Below are 21260 nucleotides of genomic sequence, written 5' to 3'. Positions count from 1 at the left end.
CCATGACTGAGATGCTTGTCATTATTGCTGCCAGCCTGCTGCTGGCGTGGCCGCTGGGCCTGTACCTGGCGCGCGTGATGCGCGGTGCGCCGATGAAGGTCGACGTGCTGTTCCACTGGATCGAAAAGCCGCTGTACAAGGTATTCGGCGTCGATCCGTCGCGTTCGATGTCCTGGCGCGGCTATGCGCTGGCCTTCGTGCTGAGCAACGTGGTGGTCGCGGTGCTGACCCAGGCGGTGTTCATGACCCAGGCCTGGTTGCCGTTGAACCCGGACCAGATCCCGAACATGCGCTGGGACACCGCGCTGCACACGATGATCTCGTTCCTGACCAACACCAACCAGCAGCACTACTCGGGCCAGGCGCAGCTGTCCTATCTCTCGCAGATGACCGGCATCACCGGCCTGCAGGTGGTGACGCCGATGATGGGGCTGGCGTTGGCCGTGGCGACGCTGCGCGCGTTGTTCTCGCGTGCGCCGCAGGCTGCGGCGGCCACCGGTACCGGCGATGACCGCCAGGTGGCGGTGGGCAACTACTATGTGGACGTGGTGCGCCTGTGCGTGCGCTTCCTGCTGCCGCTGTGCCTGGTCTGGACCCTGCTGCTGACCAGCCAGGGCGTACCGTCGACCCTGGCGGGCGGCCCGCAGGCCACGCCGATCGATGCCAGCGCCGGCATGGCCGGGCAGAAACTGCCGCTGGGCCCGGTCGCGGCGATGGTCGCGGCCAAGCAGCTGGGCGCCAACGGCGGCGGCTGGTACGGCCCGAACAGCAGCTTCCCGCTGGAGAACCCGACCCCGCTGTCGAACGCGCTGGAGGTCGTCGGCATCCTGCTGATACCGATGGCGGTGATCTTCATGATCGGTGCCTTCACTGGCCGCCGCCGCTTCGGCGCCCTGGTGTTCAGCTGCATGCTGGGCATGTCGCTGCTGTCGACCGGCGCGATGATGTGGAGCGAAGGACACAGCGCCAGCGCCGCCACCCCGCTGCTGATGGAAGGCAAGGAGGTGCGCTTCGGCGCCGATGGCACCGCGCTGTGGGCGGCGGTGACCACCCAGGTCTCCAACGGCTCGGTCAACGGCATGCACGATTCGCTGGCACCGCTGAGTGGCGGCATCGCGATGGTCAACATGCTGGTCAGTGCGATCTGGGGCGGCATCGGCTGCGGCCTGCAGCAGTTCATCGTGTACCTGCTGCTGGGCGTGTTCCTGGCCGGGTTGATGACCGGGCGTACGCCGGAGCTGTTCGGCCGCAAGCTGGAGACGCCGCAGGTGCGCCTGCTGGCCCTGCTGGTGCTGCTGCAGCCGATCACCCTGCTGGTGTTCACCGCGATCACCCTGGCCGTGCCCGGCCTGGCCGGCACCTCCAACCCCGGCTTCCATGGCATCAGCCAGGTCTTCTACGAGTACGTGTCGGCCTATGCCAACAACGGTTCGGGCTTCGAAGGCCTGGGTGACGCCACGCTGTGGTGGAACCTGAGCTGCTCGCTGGTACTGCTGCTGGGCCGCTTCCCGCTGCTGATCATTCCGCTGGTGGTGGCCGCACAGCTGGCTGCCAAGCGCCAGGCGCCGGAATCTGCCGGCAGCCTGCAGATCGAAACCCCGACCTTCGCCCTGACCCTGGTCTCGGTGATCGTCATCCTGACCGTGCTGCAGTTCATGCCGGCGCTGGTACTCGGCCCGATCGCCGACCACCTGAGCCTGGGACTGCACTGAGGACACCCCCATGAGTAGTCATGCAAGTTCAACCCGTAGTACCCATGCACCGCGCCCTGCCCTGCTTGATGGCGCCGGCCTGCGCCGTGCACTGGTCGAAGCGGTGCGCAAGCTGTCGCCGATGCATCTGGTGCGCAGCCCGGTGATGGCGGTGGTGATGGCCGGCACGATCGTCGCCGCCATCGTCACCCTGACCGGCAATGCGCCGCTGGGCTTCGGCCTGGCGGTGACCGCGATCCTGCTGGTGACCGTGCTGTTCGGCAATTTCGCCGAAGCCGTGGCCGAGGCACGTGGCCGCGGCCAGGCCGCCTCGCTGCGCCGGGCCCGCCAGGACCTGGTGGCGCGCCGGCTGGCTGCTCCGCAGCCAGGCGCCGCAGAAGCCCAGGTGCCGGCCGCCGAGCTGCGCCCGGGCGACCATGTGATCGTCAGTGCCGGTGAACTGGTGCCGGCCGATGGCGAGATCGTGCAGGGCCTGGCCACCATCAACGAAGCGGCGGTGACCGGCGAATCGGCACCGGTACTGCGCGAGGCCGGCACCGACCGTTCCGGCGTGATCGGCGGCACCAAGGTGCTGTCCGACCAGATCATCGTGCGGGTGACCGCCGAACCGGGCCACAGCTTCCTGGACCGGATGATCGCGCTGGTGGAGGGCGCCAACCGGCAGAAGACCCCGAACGAGGTCGCGCTGACCCTGCTGCTGGCGGCGATGACGCTCACCTTCCTGGTAGTGGTGGCGACGCTGCCGGCGATCGGTGCTGCGGTCGGCGTCAAGGTCGATCCGCTGCTGCTGATCGCGCTGCTGGTGTGCCTGATCCCGACCACCATCGGCGGCCTGCTGCCAGCGATTGGTATTGCCGGCATGAACCGTGCACTGGCCGCCAACGTGCTGGCCAAGTCGGGCAAGGCGGTGGAAGTGGCCGGCGACGTCGACGTGCTGCTGCTGGACAAGACCGGCACCATCACCTACGGCGACCGCCAGGCGAGCCACTTCCATCCGTTGGCCGGCATCGACGCCAGCCAGCTGCGTGAAGCGGCACTGCTGTCCTCGCTGGCCGACCCGACGCCGGAAGGCAAGTCGATCGTGCGCCTGGCCCGCGAGCAGGGTTGCGCCACCGCCGAGCCGGACCATGCCGACTACCTGGCCTTCAGTGCGCAGACCCGCATGTCCGGCGTGGACCTGGAACATGGCCGGCAGATCCGGAAGGGCGCACTGGATGCGATCCGCAACCATGTGCAGGCGCTGGGTGGCACGGTGCCGGCCGAGCTGGCCGGGCGCGTCGAGCAGGTGGCACGCAACGGTGCCACCCCGCTGGTGGTGGCCGAGGGCCGCCACGTACTGGGCGTGATCGAGCTGTCGGACGTGGTCAAGCACGGCATGCGCGAGAAGTTCGCGCAGCTGCGCGCGATGGGCATCCGCACGGTGATGATCACCGGCGACAACCCGCTGACCGCCGCCGCCATTGCTGCCGAGGCCGGCGTCGACGATTACATCGCCGAGGCACGCCCGGAAGACAAGCTGGCGCGCATCCGCCAGGAGCAGGCCGGCGGCCGCCTGGTGGCGATGGTGGGCGATGGCACCAATGACGCGCCCGCGCTGGCGCAGGCCGACATCGGCCTGGCGATGAACTCCGGCACGCAGGCAGCGAAGGAGGCCGGCAACATGGTCGACCTCGATTCGGACCCGGCCAAACTGCTGGCGGTGGTGGAAGTGGGCAAGCAGCAGCTGATCACCCGCGGCGCGCTGACCACCTTCTCGCTGGCCAACGACGTCTCCAAGTACTTCGCGATCCTGCCGGCGCTGTTTGCCGCTGCGGTGCCAACCATGGCCGCCTTGAACGTGATGCAGCTGTCGAGCCCGCGCAACGCGGTGCTGGCCGCGCTGATCTTCAACGCGCTGGTGATTCCCGCACTGATCCCGCTCGCCCTGCGCGGCGTGCGCTTCCGCCCGGCCACGGCCACCGCGCTGCTGCGCCGGAACATGCTGGTGTACGGCCTCGGCGGCGTGCTGCTGCCGTTCGCGGCGATCAAGCTGATCGACCTCCTTCTTGTCCTGGTATTCGGCGCATGAACCGTTCTGCTTCCACTTCGTCTTCCCTGTCCCGCGAAGCCAAGGCCGAGGCCCGCGTGGCCGGCCTGCAGGATGGCGCCAGCTGGCGCCCGGCCATCGGCCTGGGCCTGGCCACGCTGTTGCTGGCCGGAGCGGTCTACGCCGGCATCGCCACCGGTTTCGCCGGCCTGGCCTACCCGACCCAGGCCGAAGGCAGCCTGCTGCGTGATGGCAGCGGCCAGGTACGCGGCTCGGCGTGGCTGTCGCAGCCGTTCACCGGCGATGGCTATTTCCAGGCCCGGCCGTCGGCCGCCAACTACGATCCGATGGCCGCAGCGGGCTCCAACATGGCGCGCAGCAACCCGGCGCTGGCCGAACGCGTAGCCGCCAGCACCGCGGCGGTGGCCGCACGCGAAGGCGTAGCGCCGGCACAGGTGCCGGCGGACCTGGTCACCCAGTCCGCAGGTGGCCTGGATCCGCAACTGTCGCCAGAGGCGGCACAACTGCAGGTGGCGCGCGTGGCACGTGCCCGTGGCCTGCCGGTGGAGCGCGTGCAGGCGCTGGTGCAGGCGCATACCGAAGGTCGCCAGTGGGGCCTGTTCGGCCAGCCGCGGGTGAACGTGGTAACCCTGAACTTCGCACTGGACCACGCCGCCAAGGCGCCGTGATGCCGGCCTGCACCCGCTGCGCGCACAATGGCAGCCATGACAGCGGCACCCATGACTGATGCACGTACCCGCCAGGCCGATGCCCTGGTCGAAGGCCTGCAACGCGAAGCCGGCGGCAAGCTGACGGTATTCCTCGGCGCGGCGCCGGGCGTGGGCAAGACCTACACCATGCTGACCCGCGCGCAGGAACAGCTACGTCGCGGCGTCGACCTGGTGGTGGGCCTGGTGGAAACCCATGGCCGCGCCGATACCCAGGCGTTGCTGGAAGGCCTGCCGCAGCTGCCGCTGAAGGAAGTGGCCTACCACGGCCACACCTTGCAGGAGATGGACCTGGACGCCGTGCTGGCCCGGCATCCCGCACTGGTGCTGGTGGACGAACTGGCCCATCGCAACGCGCCGGGCAGCCGCCACGAGCGGCGCTGGCAGGATGTGATGGAACTGCTGGACGCCGGCATCGACGTCTGGACCACGGTCAACATCCAGCACCTGGAAAGCCTCAACGACGTGGTGATGCGCATCACCGGCGTGCGTGTAAGCGAGACCGTGCCGGACGGCGTGCTCGACCGCCTGCATGACATCGTGCTGGTCGACCTGCCGCCGCGCGAACTGATCGCGCGCCTGCAGCAGGGCAAGGTCTATGTGCCCGAGCAGGCCACGCAGGCGCTGCAGGCGTTCTTCTCGCCGGCCAACCTGACCGCCCTGCGCGAACTGGCAATGCAGGAAGCCGCCGACCGCGTCGACAGCAGCCTGCGCGAGACCCGCGCCGCACGCGGTGAAGGCAACCTGCCACTGCGCCGCGGCGTGCTGGTGGCCATCGATGGCGGCGGCCAGAGCGAGTACCTGGTGCGGGTGGCACGGCGCATCGCCGAACGCCGCGATGCGCCATGGACGGTGGTGACCGTGCAGGGGCGTCGCCAGGATGATGCGACCCGCCGCGAGATCGATGCGGCCTTCGCACTGGCGCGGCGTCTGGGCGGTGATGCTGAACTGCTGCATGGATCGAGCATCGCCGATGCCCTGCTCGACCATGCCGCACACAATGGCGTGTCGACCCTGGTGCTGGGCCGCACCCGCGAGCGACCGCTGGCACGGATGTTCAACCGCACCCTGACCCAACAGTTGATCCAGCGCGGCGCGCACTACGAGATCACCATCATCAGCACGCCGCAGGCACGTGCACGCTCGCGCCGCGAGGGGCTGATGGCACCGGTGCGTGGCTTCAGCCACGAGCCGGTGCAGGCACTGATCGCCACGGCGCTGGCCTGCGTGGTGGCCTGGCTGGCCGAGCGTTGGGTGGGCATGGCCGACCTGTCGATGGTGTTCATCGTCGCGGTGGTGCTGGTGGCCGCACGCACGCGTGCCAGCGTGGCGGTGATGGCGGCGATCCTGTGCTTCCTCGCCTACAACTTCCTGTTCATCGCGCCGCGCTTCACCTTTGCCATCGGTGCACGGCAGGGTGTGATCACCGTCTTCCTGTTCCTGGCCGCCGCCCTGGTGGCCGGACGCCTGGCCTCGCGGCTGCGCATGCAGGTGATCGCGCTGCGCGCGGCCAACCGCCACGCGCGCGCGCGCCAGCAGCTGGGCCGGCAGCTGGCCAGCGCCGCCGGCAACGGCGAGGTGGCACAGGCCGGCCGGCATGCGCTGGAACAGGCCATGGATGTGCCGGCGTGGCTGCGGATCGGCACCGATACCGCGGCCGGGGGCCGCAGCCAGCCCGGCGACACCGATCTGGCCGCCGCCGACTGGGCGCTGCGCCACGGCCAGCCCAGTGGACGCTTCACCGACACCCTCGCAGGGGCGCAATGGTGGTTCCTGCCGCTGCTGGATGGCGAAGACCATGCGATCGGCGTGGCCGGCCTGTACCTGCCCGGCGCGCAGGCACGCCTGCTGCCCGAGCAGCGGCAGCTGGCCGAAGCGATGGTCGACGACATCGCCCAGGCCGCGCTGCGCACGCGATTGGTGGCAGAGCTGGAGCAGGCCCATGTGAGCAACGAGACCGAACGGTTGCGCTCGGCCCTGCTCTCTTCGGTGTCGCATGACCTGCGCTCGCCACTGGCGGCGATGATCGGTTCGGCCGACAGCCTGGCCAGCTATGGCGCGGCGATGGACACGACCGATCGCCGTGCCCTGCTCGATACCATCCTGGTCGAAGGCGAGCGCCTGGACCGCTACATCCAGAACCTGCTGGACATGACCCGGCTCGGCCACGAAGGGCTGAAGATCAACCGCGACTGGATCGGCGTGGATGAACTGATCGGCTCGGCGGCGCGGCGCCTGCAGCGCTACCAGCCCAAGGTGCGGCTGGAGCTGGACATTCCGTCCACGCTGGCACCGATCTGGGTGCACCCGGCGCTGGTGGAACAGGCCGTGTTCAACGTGATGGAGAACGCCGCCAAGTTCTCGCCGCCGGATGCCGCCGTGCAGGTGCAGGCGCGCGAGCTGGATGGCCAGCTGCGCATCGACGTGATCGATGCCGGCCCCGGCATTCCCGACGACGAGCGCGCGCGCATCTTCGACATGTTCTACAGCGTCGAGCGCGGCGACCGTGGCCGCCACGGTACCGGCCTGGGCCTGACCATCTGCCAGGGCATGATCGGCGCGCATGGCGGCAGCGTCCAGGCGCTGCCCGGACGCGACGGTCGCGGTACCCTGATCCGCATCACCCTGCCCCTGCTCAAGCCAGCCTCCCACGATGAGCCCGACCCCGATTGATGCCAGCGTGCCGGCCGCGCGCGTGCTGGTGATCGACGATGAAACCCAGATCCGCCGGTTCCTGGACATCAGCCTGCGCGCGCAGGGCTACCAGGTGCGGCAGGCGGCCACCGGCCAGGAAGGCCTGCAGCTGGCCGCCAGCGAGGACATGGACCTGGTGATCCTGGATATCGGCCTGCCGGACATGGAAGGCCACGAGGTGCTTGAACAGCTGCGGCAGTGGAGCCAGGTGCCGGTGATCATGCTGACCGTGCGCGCCGGCGAGGCCGAGAAGGTGCGGGCGCTGGATACCGGCGCCAATGACTATGTCACCAAGCCGTTCGGCACGCAGGAACTGATGGCGCGGGTACGGGCGCTGCTGCGCACCCGCAGCGTACCCAGTGACGGCACCCCGCCGGTGTTCGACGACGGCCACCTGCACGTGGACCTGGTGCGCCGTGAAGTGGCGCTGGATGGCGAGCCGGTGGCGCTGACCCGCAAGGAGTACGCGCTGCTGTCGCTGCTGCTGCGCAACGCCGGGCGGGTGGTGACCCAGCCGCAGATCCTGCAGGAGATCTGGGGCCCGACCCATCAGCACGACACCCACTACCTGCGCATCCTGGTCGGCAAGCTGCGGCACAAGCTGGGCGATTCGGCACTGGATTCGCGCTACCTGTTCACCGAACCGGGCGTGGGCCTGCGGTTCAAGGGGTAGTGCCGGCCGCTGGCCGGCAACCACAGGATGGATCAGGGGTTCATGAGGTTGCCGGCCAGCGGCCGGCACTACCCGATCGATCCAATCCCGATCAATCAGAACCCCAGCGGGGTATCGCCCAGCACCGGTTGCAGCTGGCTGCGGAACAACGCCTGGATGCGTTCCAGTGCGGCCTCGTCGTTGCCCTCGAAACGCAGCACCAGCACCGGCGTGGTGTTGGAGGCACGCACCAGGCCCCAGCCATCGGGGAAGTCCACGCGCAGGCCGTCGATGGTCGACAGTCGGCCGCCCACATAGGGGTTGTCCGGCGATTGCGCCGCTGCCACCAGCATCGCCACCAGCGCGTGCGGCGTGCCCTCGGCCACCGGTACTTTCAGTTCGGGCGTGGCCACCATCTGCGGCAGCTCGCCCAGCACTTCGTCCGGCGATTCCTCGCGCTGGGCCAGGATTTCCAGCAGGCGCGCGGCGGCGTACAGACCATCGTCGAACCCGAACCAGCGCTCCTTGAAGAAGAAGTGGCCGCTCATCTCGCCGGCCAGTTCGGCATCGGTCTCGCGCATCTTCGCCTTCATCAGCGAATGACCGGTCTTCCACATCAGCGGGCTGCCGCCGTTGCGCAGCACATGGTCGGACAGCTTGCCGGTGCACTTCACATCGTAGATCACCATCGCGCCCGGGTTGCGCATCAGCACGTCGGCCGCGAACAGCATCAGCAGGTGATCGGCATAGATGATCCTGCCTTCGCCGGTGACCACGCCCAGCCGGTCGCCATCGCCATCGAACGCCACGCCGAGATCGGCGCCGAAGCGCTTGACCGTCTGCACCAGGTCTTCCAGGTTGGCCGGTTCGCTGGGGTCGGGATGATGGTTGGGGAAGCTGCCGTCGACATCGCAGTACAGCGGAATCACTTCGGCGCCGATCGCTTCCAGCAGCTGCGGTGCGAGCGCGCCGGCGACGCCGTTGCCGGCGTCGGCCACCACCTTCAACGGGCGGTCCAGCTGCACGTCATCGGCGATGCGCTGGATGTAGTCGGCGCTGACATCGCGCTGCTGGTAATCGCCAGGTTCGGCGGCCTGCACCAGGCGGCCCTCGATGATGCGCTGGTAGAGATCGGTGATGGCATCGCCGGACAGCGTCTCGCCGCCGATGACCACCTTGAACCCGTTGTACTCGGGCGGGTTGTGGCTGCCGGTGACCGCCACGCAGGTGCCGGTACGCAGATGGAAGGCGGCGTAGTACACCAGCGGGGTCGGTGCCAGGCCGATGTCGATCACCGCGCAGCCGGCACGACGCAGGCCTTCGGCCAGGCCGGCGGCCAGCTCCGGCCCGGACAGGCGGCCGTCGCGACCGATCACCACCTCGCGCAGACCCTGCTCCAGTGCCGCGGTGCCGATGGCCTGGCCGATCAGCGCCGCGGTCTTCGGCGTCAGCTCGCTGCCGACCACGCCACGGATGTCGTAGGCGCGGAAGATACCGGCCGCCAGTTCCTCGGCCGGTACCGGTGGCGGGGGTGGGGGCGCGCCTTCCTCGCTGGCGGCGGCGGTGGCCACCGGCGGCGGTGCCATCTGCAGGCTCTCGCTCAGCGTCGGACCATGATCGGCGTCCGCCGCCGCGGCGCGGCGCGGCAGCGGCAGTGCCTTCGGCAGGCGGCCACGACCGACCACCAGCAGCACCGCGATGAAGGCCAGCAGCAGCGCAACGATGGCACTGGCCAGCGCCCCCAGTCCCAGCGGACCCGGTTCGACATTGGGCACCGCAGCCACCAGCCGCAGCGGAGTGCCGGCCACCGGCCGCGCCAGCGCCTCGGCGCTCTCAGCCAGATGAGCATTGCCCTGGGTCACCAGATCGTGCGAGCCCTGGCGCAGGCCGAGGAAGCCGGTGGACGGCGCACTCACTTGGTCCAGCGGCGAGGTCAGGCGCAGCAACGGTTGGCGCACATAGAGCACGGCCGGGCCCAGGTTGCCCAGCTCGACCGGTGCCGCCAGGCCAAGGCGGTTGCCACCGCCGTCGCGGACCACGCGCAGGCGCGGCTTGCCGTCGGCCAGTGCGGCTTCCAGCAGTGCCAATCGGGCATAGCCGAAGGTGGCCGGGTCGGCGTAGGCGTTGGCCAGATCCGCGGCCAGCACGTCCACCTGCTCCACGCCGGTCCAGCTCTCGCGCACGGCCAGTGCTGCCGCGGCGGCATCGCCGGCCTGCAGGGCCTGCTGCACGCGTTCATTCTTCAACTGCTGCTGCAGCTGCTTCAGCTGGCCAGCGGCGGCCTCCTGCAGCCCCTGCACGGCCTGGTCACGCGCGTGTTCCAGCGCCTGGCCGTTGGCCTCCTGCCGCCATTGCTGCACCGCGCTCCATCCGAACCAGCCGGCCAGCAGGACCAGCAGCACCCCCAGTAGTGGCGCGCTGCGTCCCAACGACCGTCCCCGCTGTCCTTCCCCGATGCCGCTCATCGATGTCCCCTGTCAACGCACCCCGGTATGGCCGAATCCACCCGTTCCCCGCACGCTGTCGGTGAAAGTATCCACCACCTGCAGGCTGACGCGGGCAATCGGCACCACCACCAGCTGAGCGATGCGATCGCCCGGCTCGATGGTGAAGGCCTCGCGGCCACGGTTCCAGACGCTGATCAGCAGCGGCCCCTGGTAGTCGGCGTCGATCAGGCCGGTACCGTTGCCGAGCACGATGCCGTGGCGGTGGCCCAGCCCCGAACGCGGCAGGATCACCGCGCACAGGTTCGGATCGGCGATGTGGATGGCCAGGCCGCTGGGGACCAGCGCGGTATCGCCGGGCTGCAGGGTCAGCGCGGTATCCAGCGCCGCGCGCAGGTCCATGCCGGCGCTGGCTTCGGTGGCATAGGCCGGCAGCGGCCAGCTGTCGCCGAAGCGCGGATCGAGCAGCTTGACCTGCAGCGGTTGGGAAGTGAAAGCCTGGGTCATGCCTGGAGTCTCCGCGCGATCAGCGCCAGCAGTTGTTCGGCCAGCTCGCGCTTGGAGGTGGCCGGGAATACCTGTTCACCGTCCTGCCAGAAGGCAGTGGCGGCATTGTTGTCGCTCTCGAAGCCGCCGCCGCTGATGCCGACCTGGTTGGCGATCACCAGGTCCAGGCGCTTGTCGACCAGCTTGCCGCGCGCGTATTTCTCCACGTCGTGGGTCTCGGCGGCGAAGCCGACCACCAGCTTCAGCGCCTGCGTCTGCGCGGCGACCTCGGCCAGGATGTCCGGCGTGCGCACCAGCTCGATCACCAGCGACTGGCTGTCGGCGGTCTTCTTCAGCTTCTGCGCGGCCACCTGGCGCGGCGTGTAATCGGACACCGCGGCGGCACCGATATAGATGTCGGCCGGCAGCGATTTCAGCACGGCGTCGCGCATCTGCGCGGCCGAGCGCACATCGACACGCTGCACGCCGGGCGGCGTCGGCAGCTGCACCGGGCCGCTGACCAGCACCACCTGCGCACCCATCGCCGCCGCTGCGGCGGCCAGGGCGAAGCCCATCTTGCCGCTGCTGCGGTTGCCCACGTAGCGCACCGGATCGATGTCCTCATAGGTGGGGCCGGCACTGATCAGCAGGCGCAGGCCCTGCAGCGCGCGGGTCTCCGGCGGCGCCACGGGGGCCGCTGCGCCGCCGTTGGCGGCCAGCGCGGCGACGATGTCGCCCGGCTCGGCCAGCCGGCCGGGGCCGGATTCGCCTTCGGCCAGTGGACCGTCGACCGGGCCGATCACCTGCGCACCGCGCTGGCGCAGCAGGGCGATGTTGGCCTGGGTCGCCGGATGCAGCCACATGCGGTGATTCATGGCCGGGCAGATTGTCAGCGGCGCGGTGCTGGCCAGGCACAGGGTGCTGACCAGGTCATCGGCGTGGCCCTGGGCCAGCCGTGCCAGCAGATCGGCGGTACCGGGCGCGACCACGATGCGGTCGGCCCAGCGGGCCAGTTCGATGTGGCCCATGGCCTGTTCGGCGGCGCTGTCCCACAGCGTGGTGCGGGTCGGCTGCCCGGACAGCGCCTGGAAGCTGAGCGGCGTGACGAACTGCTGGGCACCGGCGGTCATTGCCACCTGCACCTGGGCCCCCGCGTCGCGCAGGCGCCGCACCAGTTCCAGGGCCTTGTAGGCTGCGATCCCGCCTCCCACGCACAACAGCAGTTTCTGACCTTCCAGCGCGCGGGCCGGCGCGGGGGAAGCGTTGGGGGAGTCAGCCACCTGGAATTCCTGTGCAAACGAGGGCATTAGCTTACCCGATGGCCGGTAATGTCCCGGTGCATGGCGCACATAGCGCACAGCTATGAGCAGATGGAGTCCTCCCGCATCGACCCGGGGTTCACCGGCAACGCTTTCGGACCTTTCCTATACCTCTGTGGCCCTGCCCTTTTGCAGAATCAGGCGTTGGCCGCTGCGCGCAGGGGTCTGTTCGATCTCCGAGGAGCCGCGTGCATCCGCGCATCATCATCGCCGACGACCATCCCGTGGTCCTGCACGGCATCCGCATCGTGCTGCAGGCCCACCTGATGCAGGTCGTCGGCAGTGCCTGCGACGGCGCCGGGCTGCTGCAGCTGCTGGCCCGCCACGACTGCGACGTGGTGCTGACCGACCTGTCGATGCCGGGGGACGGCCCGGATGGTCCGGAACTGATCGATGCGCTGCGCGCTCGCCATCCCGGCCTGCCGGTGGTGGTGCTGACCGGCGCACGCCATCCCGGGCTGCTCGACGGCCTGCTGCGCGAAGGCATCAGCGGCCTGGTCGACAAATGCGCCGATTTCACCGAACTGCCGCAGGCGCTGAACGCGGCACTGGCCGGGCAGGTGTTCGTCTCCCAGCAGCTGCGCCACCACCTGCAGGCCCGTGACCTGCTGTTCCCACGCGAGCCGGCGCCGCTGTCGGCACGCGAGCAGGAAGTGCTGGATCTGCTCGCGGCCGGCCTCAACGTGAACGCCGTCGCCGAGCGCTGCGGGCGCAGCCCGAAGACGATCAGCCGGCAGAAGGCCGAAGCCAAGCGCAAGCTGGGCCTGCAGAACAACCAGGAGCTGTTCGATTACCTGAAGACCCGGCGCGAGTGAGGCATCGACCGACCCGGGGCCGCGGCGTGTCCTGATGGGAGCCGGCGGCTGGGCCCGCGATGATGCGCGCATGCCCATCCACGACTGGCCCGAACAGGAACGTCCCCGCGAGAAGCTGATCGCCCGCGGGCCTGCGGCACTTTCCGATGCCGAACTGCTGGCACTGTTCCTCGGCTCCGGATTCGGTGGCCGCGATGCCGTGCAGACCGCGCGTGACCTGCTGCAGGCGCAGGGTCCGTTGCGGACGCTGCTCGCCCGCCCCGCCCGCGAGTTGGCCCGCCTGCCCGGGCTTGGCCCGGCGCGCAGCTGCACGCTGGCAGCCGGGCTGGAGCTGGCCCACCGCTACCTTGCCGCCGAGCTGGAGCACGGCGAGGCGGTCGGCAACAACCCCGCCGCGGTCGGCCGCTACCTGCAGCACCGCCTGCGCGGCCAGGCCCGCGAGATCTTCATGGCCCTGTTCCTGGACAATCGCCACCGCCTGATCGCCTGCGAGGAACTGTTCCACGGCACCATCAACGCCGCCCCGGTCTACCCGCGTGAAGTGGTGCGGCGTGCCCTGCTGCACAACGCGGCGGCGGTGATCCTGAGCCACAACCATCCCTCGGGCGATCCTGAGCCCTCCGGGGCCGACACCCGCATCACCGATGAACTGCAGCAGGCGCTGGCGCTGGTGGACGTGCGCCTGCTGGACCACTTCGTGGTGGGCGAGGGCCGCCCCGTTTCGTTTGCTGAACGAGGCCTGCTGTCCCCGCCCCAGCCCCGCCTGTTCGGCTGAGCGCACGCCCGCCCGGCGCCACCGGCCGGCCCCGCAGGCATGTCCTGGTCAGCGTGGTCACTGGTATCTGCGCTAAAATGGGCGATTCCGCCGCTCATTCTCACAGCAGGCCTCGTGAAAAATCTCCTCCGCGCCCTGATCAGCCAAGGCATCGAAGCCTTGCGCGCCAATGGCACCCTGCCCGCCGACTCCCTGCCGCCGGACTTCGTGGTCGAGCGCCCGAAGACCCGCGACCACGGCGACTTCGCCACCAACGCCGCCATGCTGCTGGCCAAGGCCGCGCGCAGCAATCCGCGCGCACTGGCACAGGCGCTGGTCGAGGCGCTGCCGCGCAGCGAGGACGTGAGCAAGGTCGAGATCGCCGGCCCTGGCTTCATCAACTTCCACCTGGCCCCGGCCGCGTACCAGCGCGAAGCCGCGTCGGTGATCAAGGAAGGCCATGACTACGGCCGCAACCTGTCCGGCAATGGCCGCACGGTAGGCGTGGAATACGTGTCGGCCAACCCGACCGGCCCGCTGCACGTCGGCCACGGCCGCGCCGCGGCGATCGGCGACTGCGTGGCCCGCGTGCTCGATGCCAATGGCTGGAACGCCAAGCGCGAGTTCTACTACAACGATGCCGGCGTGCAGATCGAGAACCTGGCGCTGTCCACCCAGGCCCGGATCAAGGGCATCGCACCAGACCAGGACGGCTGGCCGGAAGGCGGCTATCGCGGTGAATACATCGCCGACGTGGCCCGCGCCTACATGGCCGGCGCCAGCGTCGATCTGGAAGGCAGCACCGTGGTCGGCGCCAAGGACCCGGATGACATGCAGGCGATCCGCCGCTTTGCCGTGGCCTACCTGCGCAACGAGCAGAACCTGGACCTGGCCGCGTTCGGCGTCGACTTCGACATCTACTTCCTGGAAAGCTCGCTGTATGCCGACGGCAAGGTAGCCGAAGCGGTGGCCAAGCTGCAGGCCTCCGGCCACACCTATGAGGAAGGCGGCGCGCTGTGGCTGCGCAGCACCGACTTCGGTGACGACAAGGACCGCGTGATGCGCAAGTCCGACGGCACCTTCACCTACTTCGTGCCGGACGTGGCCTACCACCTGTCCAAGTGGCAGCGCGGCTACGAGCGTGCGATCACCGAACTGGGCGCCGACCACCACGGCTCGCTGGCGCGCGTGCGCGCCGGCCTGCAGGCGATGGAAGTGGGCATCCCGCAGGGCTGGCCGGAGTACGTGCTGCACCAGATGGTCACCGTGATGCGCGGCGGCGAGGAAGTGAAGCTGTCCAAGCGTGCCGGCAGCTACTTCACCCTGCGCGACCTGATCGAAGAAGCCGGCCGCGACGCGACCCGCTGGTTCCTGATTGCGCGCAAGCCCGATTCGCAGCTGACCTTCGACATCGACCTGGCCCGCCAGCAGAGCAACGACAACCCGGTGTTCTACGTGCAGTACGCGCATGCCCGCGTCTGCAGCCTGCTGCGCCAGGCGCAGGAGAAGGGCCTGGTGTACGAGCAGGGCAACGGCCTGGCCAATCTCGGCCGCCTGGCCGACGACGCCTCGCTGCTGCTGATGAACGAGATCTCGCGGTATCCGGAAGTGGTGGAAGCGGCCGGCGTGGCGCTGGAACCGCATCTGGTGGCGCAGTACCTGCGTGAATTGGCGCATGCGTTCCACACGTGGTATCACGGGACGCCGGTACTGGTGGATGACGCCGCTGATCGCAATGCCAAGCTGACCCTGGCCTGCGCGGCGCGCCAGGTGCTGGCCAACGGCCTCGACCTCCTGGGCGTCAGCGCCCCGGAAAAAATGTAAGCATCAGGAGACGCAGTACTCATGGCAGCACGACGCGGCAAAAGCCAGGCACGACGCAACAGCGGCAGCCAGGGCACACCCGGATGGGTGTGGCTGGTCGCCGGTGTGGCCATTGCTGCGGTGGTGTTCCTGGCGGCGCCGAACCTGTTCAAGGGCGAAGGCGATGGTTTCCTTCGCGCCGGCCCACAGCCGAACCCGAACGCGCAGCCGGCCCCGGTCGCCGATGCCGACAGCGATGTCGGTACCCAGCCGGCCGCGCAGCCGGCCACGCCGAAGCCGGCCGAAGCGGAAAAGCCGGCCGCCACCCAGTACGACTTCTACACCCTGCTGCCGGGCAAGGAAGTTGAAATGTCCGACGCCGAACTGGCCGCCAGCGCGCGCGCCGAAGACCAGCGCCGGGCCAAGGCCGAGGCGCAGCGCGCGCAGGCCGCACTGGAAGGCAAGCCGGTACCGCCGGCTGCGGCCACCGCAGCTGCACCGGCAACGACCGCCAGCGTCGCCAGCACCGCGCAGGTGACCGCCACCAACCGTCCGCTGCCGGCTCCGCTGAGCGAGCGTCCGGCCGCCGCAACGCCGCCGGCCAGCACGCCGCCGGCATCGACCAGCACCGCCGCTGCCACGCCGGCCGCGCGCGCGGAAACCGCACCGGCAGCAGCCAGCACCCCGGCCGCTGCCGCACCGGCCGCCGTGGACAACGCCCGCTACATCCTGCAGGCCGGCGCGTTCGGTGCTTCCGGCGATGCCGAAGCGACCAAGGCCAAGCTGGCGATGATGGGCCTGGCCGCACGCGTGGAGTCGGCGCAGATCAACGGCAAGACCGTGTACCGCGTGCGCATGGGGCCGTATGGCAGCGCCGGCGAGCTGTCCGAGGCCAAGCAGAAGCTGGATGGCACCGGTCTGCAGGCGATGGCGATCAAGGCGCAATGAACCTTCGGGCCTGAACGGAAAAAGCCGGGCATTGCCCGGCTTTTTTTTTTGCTTGCGTAGCGTCGAGCCATGCTCGACTGTCGTTCAACAACAGAAGAGCAGTCGAGCAAGCTCGACTCTACAAGGGCTTCAGCCTTCGCGGGCGACCTGGAAACCGGCGAACGACTGGCTGACCGGCATCAGTTCCAGGCGATTGATGTTCAGGTGCGGCGGCAGCGTGGCCACCCAGAAGATCTGTTCGGCGATGTCCTCGGCGGTCATCGGGTTCGCGCCGCTGTACAGCTTGTCCGACGCGTTCTGGTCGCCATGGGTACGCACCACGGTGAACTCGGTTTCGGCCATGCCCGGTTCGATCGTGGTCACCCGCACGCCGGTGCCGTGCAGGTCCGAGCGCAAGCCCAGCGAGAACTGGCTGACGAAGGCCTTGGTACCGCCGTAGGCATTGCCACCGGGATACGGATAGACGCCGGCCACCGACGAGATGTTGATGATCGCGCCCTTGCGCTCCACCAGCTGCGGCAGCAGGCGATGGGTCAGGGTCACCAGTGCGGTGATGTTGGTGTCGATCATCGTGGTCCAGTCCGACAGCTTGGCGCCCTGCGCCGGCGCGGTGCCCTGCGCCAGGCCGGCGTTGTTGACCAGCAGATCGATCTCGCCGAACGCGGGCGGCAACGCCAGCAGGGCCGCTTCCATCGCCACCGGATCGCGGATGTCGAAGGCGGCGGCATGCACCACGTCCTTGCCATAGCGCTCGACCAGCGGCTGCAGGCGCTCGCTGCGACGGCCGGTGGCGATCACCTTCCAGCCAGCCTGCGCGAAGCGGTGGACGGCGGCGGCGCCGAAGCCGGAGGTGGCGCCGGTAATCAGGACGGTGCGGGTCATGCAGGCAACTCCGTGGGGAACCAGACCCCCATTCTGGCACCGTCGGCCGGGGCTTGCGTTGCCGGATCGGCCAGATCCGGCCCCACCTGTCGGGGTGACCGGTACAATTGCGCCATGATCAACAACGATGTCCTGCGCAGCGTGCGCTACTCCCTGGACCTGGGCGACCACCACGTGGTGACCCTGTGCCAGATGGCCGATCCGGCGTTCGCCGTGGATAACGAGCAGGTCAAGGCCTGGTTGCGCCGCGAGGACGAAGCCGGCTTCGAAGCAATGAGCGACAGCGCGCTGGCGCACTTCCTCGATGGCCTGATCGTGCACCTGCGCGGCCGCGACGAGAGCCAGCCGCAGCGTGCGGTGGAAACCCGCATCGACAACAACCTGGTGCTGAAGAAGCTGCGGGTGGCCTTCCAGCTGCGTGACGTGGACCTGATGGAGATCTTCGCCAGCGCCGGTTTCAAGGCATCCAAGTCGGAAGTCGGCGCACTGTTCCGCCAGCCCGGCCATGCCAACTACCGGCGCTGCCTGGACCAGATGCTGCGCAATTTCCTCAAGGGCCTGAGCCTGCGCCTGCGCGGCTGAGCACGGCCTCGACGAACGCGCGCGCGGCCGGCGTCGGCACCCGCTGCCAGACCAGATGTACGCGGCGGGTCGGGGTGGGTTGCAGCGGAATCTGCACCACGCCCTCGAAACCGTCGGCGATCAACGCCGGCACGATGCCGACCGCCAACCCGTGGCGGACGAAACGCTCGACCAGTTCCATCAGGTTGACCTCGAAGCGCACCGTGTGCGGCAGTCCCGCAGCAGCGAACGCCTCATCGGTCTGCCGGCGCGCGCCGGTACCGCGCGGGAAGTCGACCAGTGCCTCATCCTGCAGTTCGGCCAGGGGCAGCCGCTTGCGCCTGGCCAACCGGTGCGACGGCGCCAGCACCGCCACCAGATCCTCCTCCTGCAGCATGCGGTGGCAGACGCCGTCCAGCGCCGCCGACGGCGCCAACCCGACCAGTGCCACATCCAGCTCGCGCGACTGTACCTGCGCGATCAGCACTTCACTTTTCTCTACCCGCAGCTGGAACTCCACCTGCGGGTGCGCCTGCTGGAAGGCGGCCAGCATCGCCACCACGTCGATGTCGGTGAGCGACGAAATCTGACCGATCGCCAGCAGCCCGCGTACTTCACCACTGACGGCGGCCACGTCGGCGCGCAGGTGGCGCAGGCTGGCCAGCACCTGGCGCGCATGCACCAGCAGCGCCTCACCCGCGGTGGTCGGGCGTACCTGGCGCGGCAGGCGCTCGAACAGCGGCGTGCCCAGTTCCTGCTCCAGGTAGGCAATCTGGTGGCTGAGCGCGGACTGCACCACGTGGCAGCGCTCGGCGGCACGGGTGAAGTTGCCCTCCTCGGCCAGGGCCACGGCGAATTCGAGCTGCTTGAGATTCACGCAACCATCTCAATTCCAGATGACAGGGATGATGATGATTCATTTCCATCATGGCTGCAGCAGGCGGACACTGTGCACCCCCGCTTTCTGGAACATCGCGTGAGCCCCACTCTCCCCCCACTGCATCGCTGGCAGGTGCTGCTGATGTCGGTCGCCACCGGTGTCGCGGTGGCCAGCAACTACTACGCGCAGCCACTGCTGCACACCATCGCCGATGCCTTCGGCATGCCGTTCGGCCAGGTCGGCATGGTGGTCACCGCAGCGCAGCTGAGTTATGCCGCCGGGCTGATCCTGCTGGTGCCGCTGGGAGACCTGTTCGAACGCCGCCGCCTGATCGTGGTGATGAGCCTGCTGTCGGCGGGCGGCCTGGTGATCAGCGCCTGCGCACCGTCGCTGACCTGGCTGCTGGTGGGCACCGCGATCACCGGCCTGTTCTCGGTGGTGGCGCAGGTGCTGGTGCCGTTCGCCGCCACGCTGGCCGCGCCGGAGCATCGGGGCAGGGTGGTCGGCACGCTGATGAGTGGCCTGCTGCTGGGCATCCTGCTGGCACGCACCGTGGCCGGCCTGCTTTCCAGCCTGGGCGACTGGCGCCTGGTGTATGCGATCGCCGCCGGCACGCTGGTGCTGACCGCGCTGGCGCTGCAGCGCGGGCTGCCGCGTTTCCATCACAGCGCCGGCCTGGGCTACTTCGCGCTGCTGCGCTCGATCGGCGTGCTGTTCGTGCAGGAACCGGTGCTTCGCCAGCGCACCCTGCTCGGTGCCTGCAGCTTCGCCATGTTCGCGATCTTCTGGACCCCGCTCGCCTTCCTGCTGGCACAACCGCCGTATGAGTACAGCGATGCCACCATCGGCCTGTTCGGACTGGTCGGTGCCGCCGGTACGCTGGCCGCGGGCCTGGCCGGGCGCATGTCCGATCGCGGGCAGACTGGCCGCGCCACCGCCATCGCACTGGTGCTGCTGCTGCTGTCATGGCTGCCGCTAGGGCTGTCTGCACATTCGCTGCTGGCGCTGCTGGTCGGCGTGGTGGTGCTGGACCTGGCCGCGCAGTTGCTGCACGTCAGCAACCAGAACCTGATCTATGCATTGCAGCCTGCCGCACGCAACCGGCTCAATGCCGGCTACATGACCGGCTACTTCATCGGCGGTTCGCTGGGCTCGCTGCTGTCGGCGCAGGTCTACCAGCGCTTCGGCTGGACCGGCGTGTGCGTGGCTGGTGCCGCGGTGGCGGTGCTGGCCCTGCTGCTGTGGCTGCCCGGCGCGCTGCGCGCGCGCCAGGCTGCGGCGTCGAACTAGAAGCTGCCCTGCAGCGCCAGCTCCCAGCGTCCACCGGCATTGCCCGGGAACAGGCGCTTGGCCGCACTGTCGGTGTCGTGCACGGTGGCGCGTAGCTCCCATGCCGGCGCCAGCGTGGCAACCGCACTGAGCTGGCCATGCAGGTAATCCGGCCCCTGCGCGGTGGCCAGCCAGTACTGGCCCACCGCCGCTTCCAGGCGGAGCCGCTCGTGCAGCGGCACACGCACGCCCAGCTGGGCATAGGTGCCGCGATGACCCCCGGCCAGCGCGTCGTTGGAATGCGCGAGCTGCAGCCAGGCGCGCTGCTTCCAGGTCACGGTGGTATTGAGTTCGGTCCAGTCCAGCGCGCGACCGGTGCCCGGGTACACATAGCGGGTCAGGTTGGCATCCAGCGCCCAGTCCGGCGCGAGCGTGCCCGACCAGCCCGCCACCAGGTCGAACTCGCTGCGCGCGCCGTTGTCCGGCCTGAACGATACGTTCGAGCCCCACACGCTGGCGTACCAGCCCGATGCGATGGCTGCTTTCGCACCGGCCTGCACCGCCGGGTCACCGTCGCTCTGCGAGCTGCCACGCCACACGTAGTCGCTGGTCAACGCCGCGCTGCCACTGACCTGTACCTGGGCCTGCGCACTGCCGATTGCGAGCAGCCCTGCCAGGGCGGCCACAATGGCCGCCATCGTCCCCTTGCTGTTCACTGCACTGTTTTCCTCGTCGAAGGCGGTCCTGCCGCCGGGACGGCAGTGTCGAGGGCCGGGCCGTAACGGATCGAGGGCGTTGCCCGGCCCGCAGCGCAAATTCGGCGTAAATCCCGTGGAGGGGCGGCGCATCGACATGGGCGCGTTATCATGCTGGCCTGTTTCCAGGAACCAACCACGTGGACGCCATCCTGACCCCGGTATCGATCGGCGAGCTGATCGACAAGATCACCATTCTCGAGATCAAGGCCGAGCGCATCGGCGATGCCGCCAAGCTGGCCAATGTGCGCACCGAGCTGGACGGCCTTCTGCCGCTGCTGCAGCAGCAGCTGCAGGCACAGCCGGCGCTGGCCGCGCTGAAGCAGCAGCTGAAGGTGATCAACGAGCGCATGTGGGACATCCAGGACCAGCTGCGCGACAAGGAAGCGGCCCAGGTGTTCGACGATGCGTTCATCCAGCTGGCGCGTGGCGTCTATGGCACCAACGGCGAACGCGTGCAGGTGAAGAACGAAATCAACCGCGTGGCCGGCTCGGCGCTGGTGGAAGAGAAGCAGTACCAGGGCGAATAAGC

The 21260-nt window shown here is 69.2% G+C and carries 18 protein-coding genes; 12 read left to right on the top strand and 6 right to left on the bottom strand.

Features of this window, described 5'->3' with window-relative positions:
- Positions 1-2 precede the first annotated feature (2 nt).
- From kdpA to N5C18_RS07760, 5 genes are read left to right on the top strand one after another with little or no spacing between them, the layout of a single operon-like run.
- Entirely contained in the window at positions 3-1712 is a 1710-nt protein-coding gene (gene kdpA, locus N5C18_RS07780; protein WP_164086517.1) for a potassium-transporting ATPase subunit KdpA, read from the top strand.
- Between the two features lie 10 nt (positions 1713-1722).
- Positions 1723-3780 (top strand): potassium-transporting ATPase subunit KdpB, encoded by a 2058-nt coding sequence (gene kdpB / locus N5C18_RS07775; RefSeq protein WP_053509563.1) that lies wholly within the window; start codon positions 1723-1725, stop codon positions 3778-3780.
- Entirely contained in the window at positions 3777-4427 is a 651-nt protein-coding gene (gene kdpC, locus N5C18_RS07770; RefSeq protein WP_053448565.1) for a potassium-transporting ATPase subunit KdpC, read from the top strand. Before kdpB ends, kdpC begins: the two co-directional genes overlap by 4 nt.
- Before the next feature lie 51 nt (positions 4428-4478).
- Positions 4479-7139, top strand: a complete 2661-nt coding sequence (locus N5C18_RS07765; protein WP_164086514.1) for a sensor histidine kinase KdpD — start codon at positions 4479-4481, stop codon at positions 7137-7139.
- The gene (locus N5C18_RS07760; protein ID WP_004153862.1) at positions 7120-7833 is read left to right on the top strand and encodes a response regulator transcription factor; all 714 of its coding nucleotides are present in this window, start codon (positions 7120-7122) and stop codon (positions 7831-7833) included. Before N5C18_RS07765 ends, N5C18_RS07760 begins: the two co-directional genes overlap by 20 nt.
- Positions 7834-7928: 95 nt before the next feature.
- On the opposite strand, the gene N5C18_RS07755 is transcribed toward N5C18_RS07760, so the two are convergent.
- Genes N5C18_RS07755 through coaBC form a run of 3 tightly spaced genes read right to left on the bottom strand, consistent with a single transcriptional unit; the run spans position 7929 to position 12049 of the window.
- Positions 7929-10277 carry a phosphomannomutase/phosphoglucomutase gene (locus tag N5C18_RS07755; RefSeq protein ID WP_279944187.1) on the bottom strand — a complete coding sequence of 783 codons (2349 nt, stop codon included), beginning with the start codon at positions 10275-10277 and terminating at the stop codon, positions 7929-7931.
- Between the two features lie 12 nt (positions 10278-10289).
- Entirely contained in the window at positions 10290-10763 is a 474-nt protein-coding gene (gene dut / locus N5C18_RS07750; RefSeq protein WP_021204751.1) for a dUTP diphosphatase, read from the bottom strand.
- Positions 10760-12049 carry a bifunctional phosphopantothenoylcysteine decarboxylase/phosphopantothenate--cysteine ligase CoaBC gene (gene coaBC, locus N5C18_RS07745; RefSeq protein ID WP_008265288.1) on the bottom strand — a complete coding sequence of 430 codons (1290 nt, stop codon included), beginning with the start codon at positions 12047-12049 and terminating at the stop codon, positions 10760-10762. The genes dut and coaBC overlap by 4 nt, the downstream gene beginning before the upstream one ends.
- Positions 12050-12249: 200 nt before the next feature.
- On the opposite strand from coaBC, the gene N5C18_RS07740 reads away from it, so the two are divergent.
- The 4 genes from N5C18_RS07740 (at position 12250) to N5C18_RS07725 (ending at position 16381) form a co-directional block, all read left to right on the top strand.
- Positions 12250-12876, top strand: coding sequence for a response regulator transcription factor (locus tag N5C18_RS07740; RefSeq protein ID WP_053448560.1), 627 nt, complete (start codon positions 12250-12252; stop codon positions 12874-12876).
- A 70-nt stretch (positions 12877-12946) separates the two neighbouring features.
- On the top strand, positions 12947-13651 hold the full coding sequence (gene radC, locus N5C18_RS07735) for a DNA repair protein RadC (RefSeq protein WP_080375962.1): 705 nt from the start codon (positions 12947-12949) through the stop codon (positions 13649-13651).
- Between the two features lie 114 nt (positions 13652-13765).
- Complete coding sequence (argS, locus tag N5C18_RS07730) at positions 13766-15454, top strand: arginine--tRNA ligase (RefSeq protein ID WP_053509554.1); 1689 nt, start codon at positions 13766-13768, stop codon at positions 15452-15454.
- Positions 15455-15475: 21 nt separating this feature from the next.
- Positions 15476-16381, top strand: a complete 906-nt coding sequence (locus N5C18_RS07725; protein ID WP_053509552.1) for an SPOR domain-containing protein — start codon at positions 15476-15478, stop codon at positions 16379-16381.
- Positions 16382-16510: 129 nt separating this feature from the next.
- Here N5C18_RS07725 and N5C18_RS07720 read toward each other — a convergent pair whose 3' ends face one another.
- Positions 16511-17263 carry an SDR family NAD(P)-dependent oxidoreductase gene (locus N5C18_RS07720; protein ID WP_008265780.1) on the bottom strand — a complete coding sequence of 251 codons (753 nt, stop codon included), beginning with the start codon at positions 17261-17263 and terminating at the stop codon, positions 16511-16513.
- A gap of 114 nt (positions 17264-17377) precedes the next feature.
- Here N5C18_RS07720 and N5C18_RS07715 point away from each other — a divergent pair, with 114 nt between their 5' ends.
- Positions 17378-17845: a DUF1456 family protein gene (locus N5C18_RS07715; RefSeq protein WP_279944185.1), complete on the top strand. Its 468-nt coding sequence runs from the start codon at positions 17378-17380 to the stop codon at positions 17843-17845.
- Here N5C18_RS07715 and N5C18_RS07710 read toward each other — a convergent pair.
- The gene (locus N5C18_RS07710; RefSeq protein WP_279944184.1) at positions 17814-18701 is read right to left on the bottom strand and encodes a LysR family transcriptional regulator; all 888 of its coding nucleotides are present in this window, start codon (positions 18699-18701) and stop codon (positions 17814-17816) included. The genes N5C18_RS07715 and N5C18_RS07710 overlap by 32 nt on opposite strands.
- A gap of 144 nt (positions 18702-18845) precedes the next feature.
- On the opposite strand from N5C18_RS07710, the gene N5C18_RS07705 reads away from it, so the two are divergent.
- Complete coding sequence (locus N5C18_RS07705; RefSeq protein WP_345782062.1) at positions 18846-19994, top strand: MFS transporter; 1149 nt, start codon at positions 18846-18848, stop codon at positions 19992-19994.
- Here N5C18_RS07705 and N5C18_RS07700 read toward each other — a convergent pair.
- Complete coding sequence (locus N5C18_RS07700) at positions 19991-20689, bottom strand: TorF family putative porin (protein ID WP_279944182.1); 699 nt, start codon at positions 20687-20689, stop codon at positions 19991-19993. The genes N5C18_RS07705 and N5C18_RS07700 overlap by 4 nt on opposite strands.
- Before the next feature lie 179 nt (positions 20690-20868).
- On the opposite strand from N5C18_RS07700, the gene N5C18_RS07695 reads away from it, so the two are divergent.
- Positions 20869-21258, top strand: coding sequence for a DUF6165 family protein (locus tag N5C18_RS07695; protein WP_271260284.1), 390 nt, complete (start codon positions 20869-20871; stop codon positions 21256-21258).
- Positions 21259-21260: the final 2 nt, after the last annotated feature.

It is taken from the genome of Stenotrophomonas sp. GD03930, assembly GCF_029839665.1.
GTDB classification, from domain to species: Bacteria; Pseudomonadota; Gammaproteobacteria; order Xanthomonadales; family Xanthomonadaceae; genus Stenotrophomonas; species Stenotrophomonas forensis.
This window is presented reverse-complemented; position numbering and strand designations above follow the sequence as displayed.

Bases quoted from the DNA above. Each gene is read 5' to 3' on its own strand.
- kdpA (WP_164086517.1), top strand. From the start codon at position 3: ATGACTGAGATGCTTGTCATTATTGCTGCCAGCCTGCTGCTGGCGTGG.
- kdpB (WP_053509563.1), top strand. From the start codon at position 1,723: ATGAGTAGTCATGCAAGTTCAACCCGTAGTACCCATGCACCGCGCCCT.
- kdpC (WP_053448565.1), top strand. From the start codon at position 3,777: ATGAACCGTTCTGCTTCCACTTCGTCTTCCCTGTCCCGCGAAGCCAAG.
- N5C18_RS07765 (WP_164086514.1), top strand. From the start codon at position 4,479: ATGACTGATGCACGTACCCGCCAGGCCGATGCCCTGGTCGAAGGCCTG.
- N5C18_RS07760 (WP_004153862.1), top strand. From the start codon at position 7,120: ATGAGCCCGACCCCGATTGATGCCAGCGTGCCGGCCGCGCGCGTGCTG.
- N5C18_RS07755 (WP_279944187.1), bottom strand. From the start codon at position 10,277: ATGAGCGGCATCGGGGAAGGACAGCGGGGACGGTCGTTGGGACGCAGC.
- dut (WP_021204751.1), bottom strand. From the start codon at position 10,763: ATGACCCAGGCTTTCACTTCCCAACCGCTGCAGGTCAAGCTGCTCGAT.
- coaBC (WP_008265288.1), bottom strand. From the start codon at position 12,049: ATGCCCTCGTTTGCACAGGAATTCCAGGTGGCTGACTCCCCCAACGCT.
- radC (WP_080375962.1), top strand. From the start codon at position 12,947: ATGCCCATCCACGACTGGCCCGAACAGGAACGTCCCCGCGAGAAGCTG.
- N5C18_RS07725 (WP_053509552.1), top strand. From the start codon at position 15,476: ATGGCAGCACGACGCGGCAAAAGCCAGGCACGACGCAACAGCGGCAGC.
- N5C18_RS07720 (WP_008265780.1), bottom strand. From the start codon at position 17,263: ATGACCCGCACCGTCCTGATTACCGGCGCCACCTCCGGCTTCGGCGCC.
- N5C18_RS07715 (WP_279944185.1), top strand. From the start codon at position 17,378: ATGATCAACAACGATGTCCTGCGCAGCGTGCGCTACTCCCTGGACCTG.
- N5C18_RS07705 (WP_345782062.1), top strand. From the start codon at position 18,846: ATGTCGGTCGCCACCGGTGTCGCGGTGGCCAGCAACTACTACGCGCAG.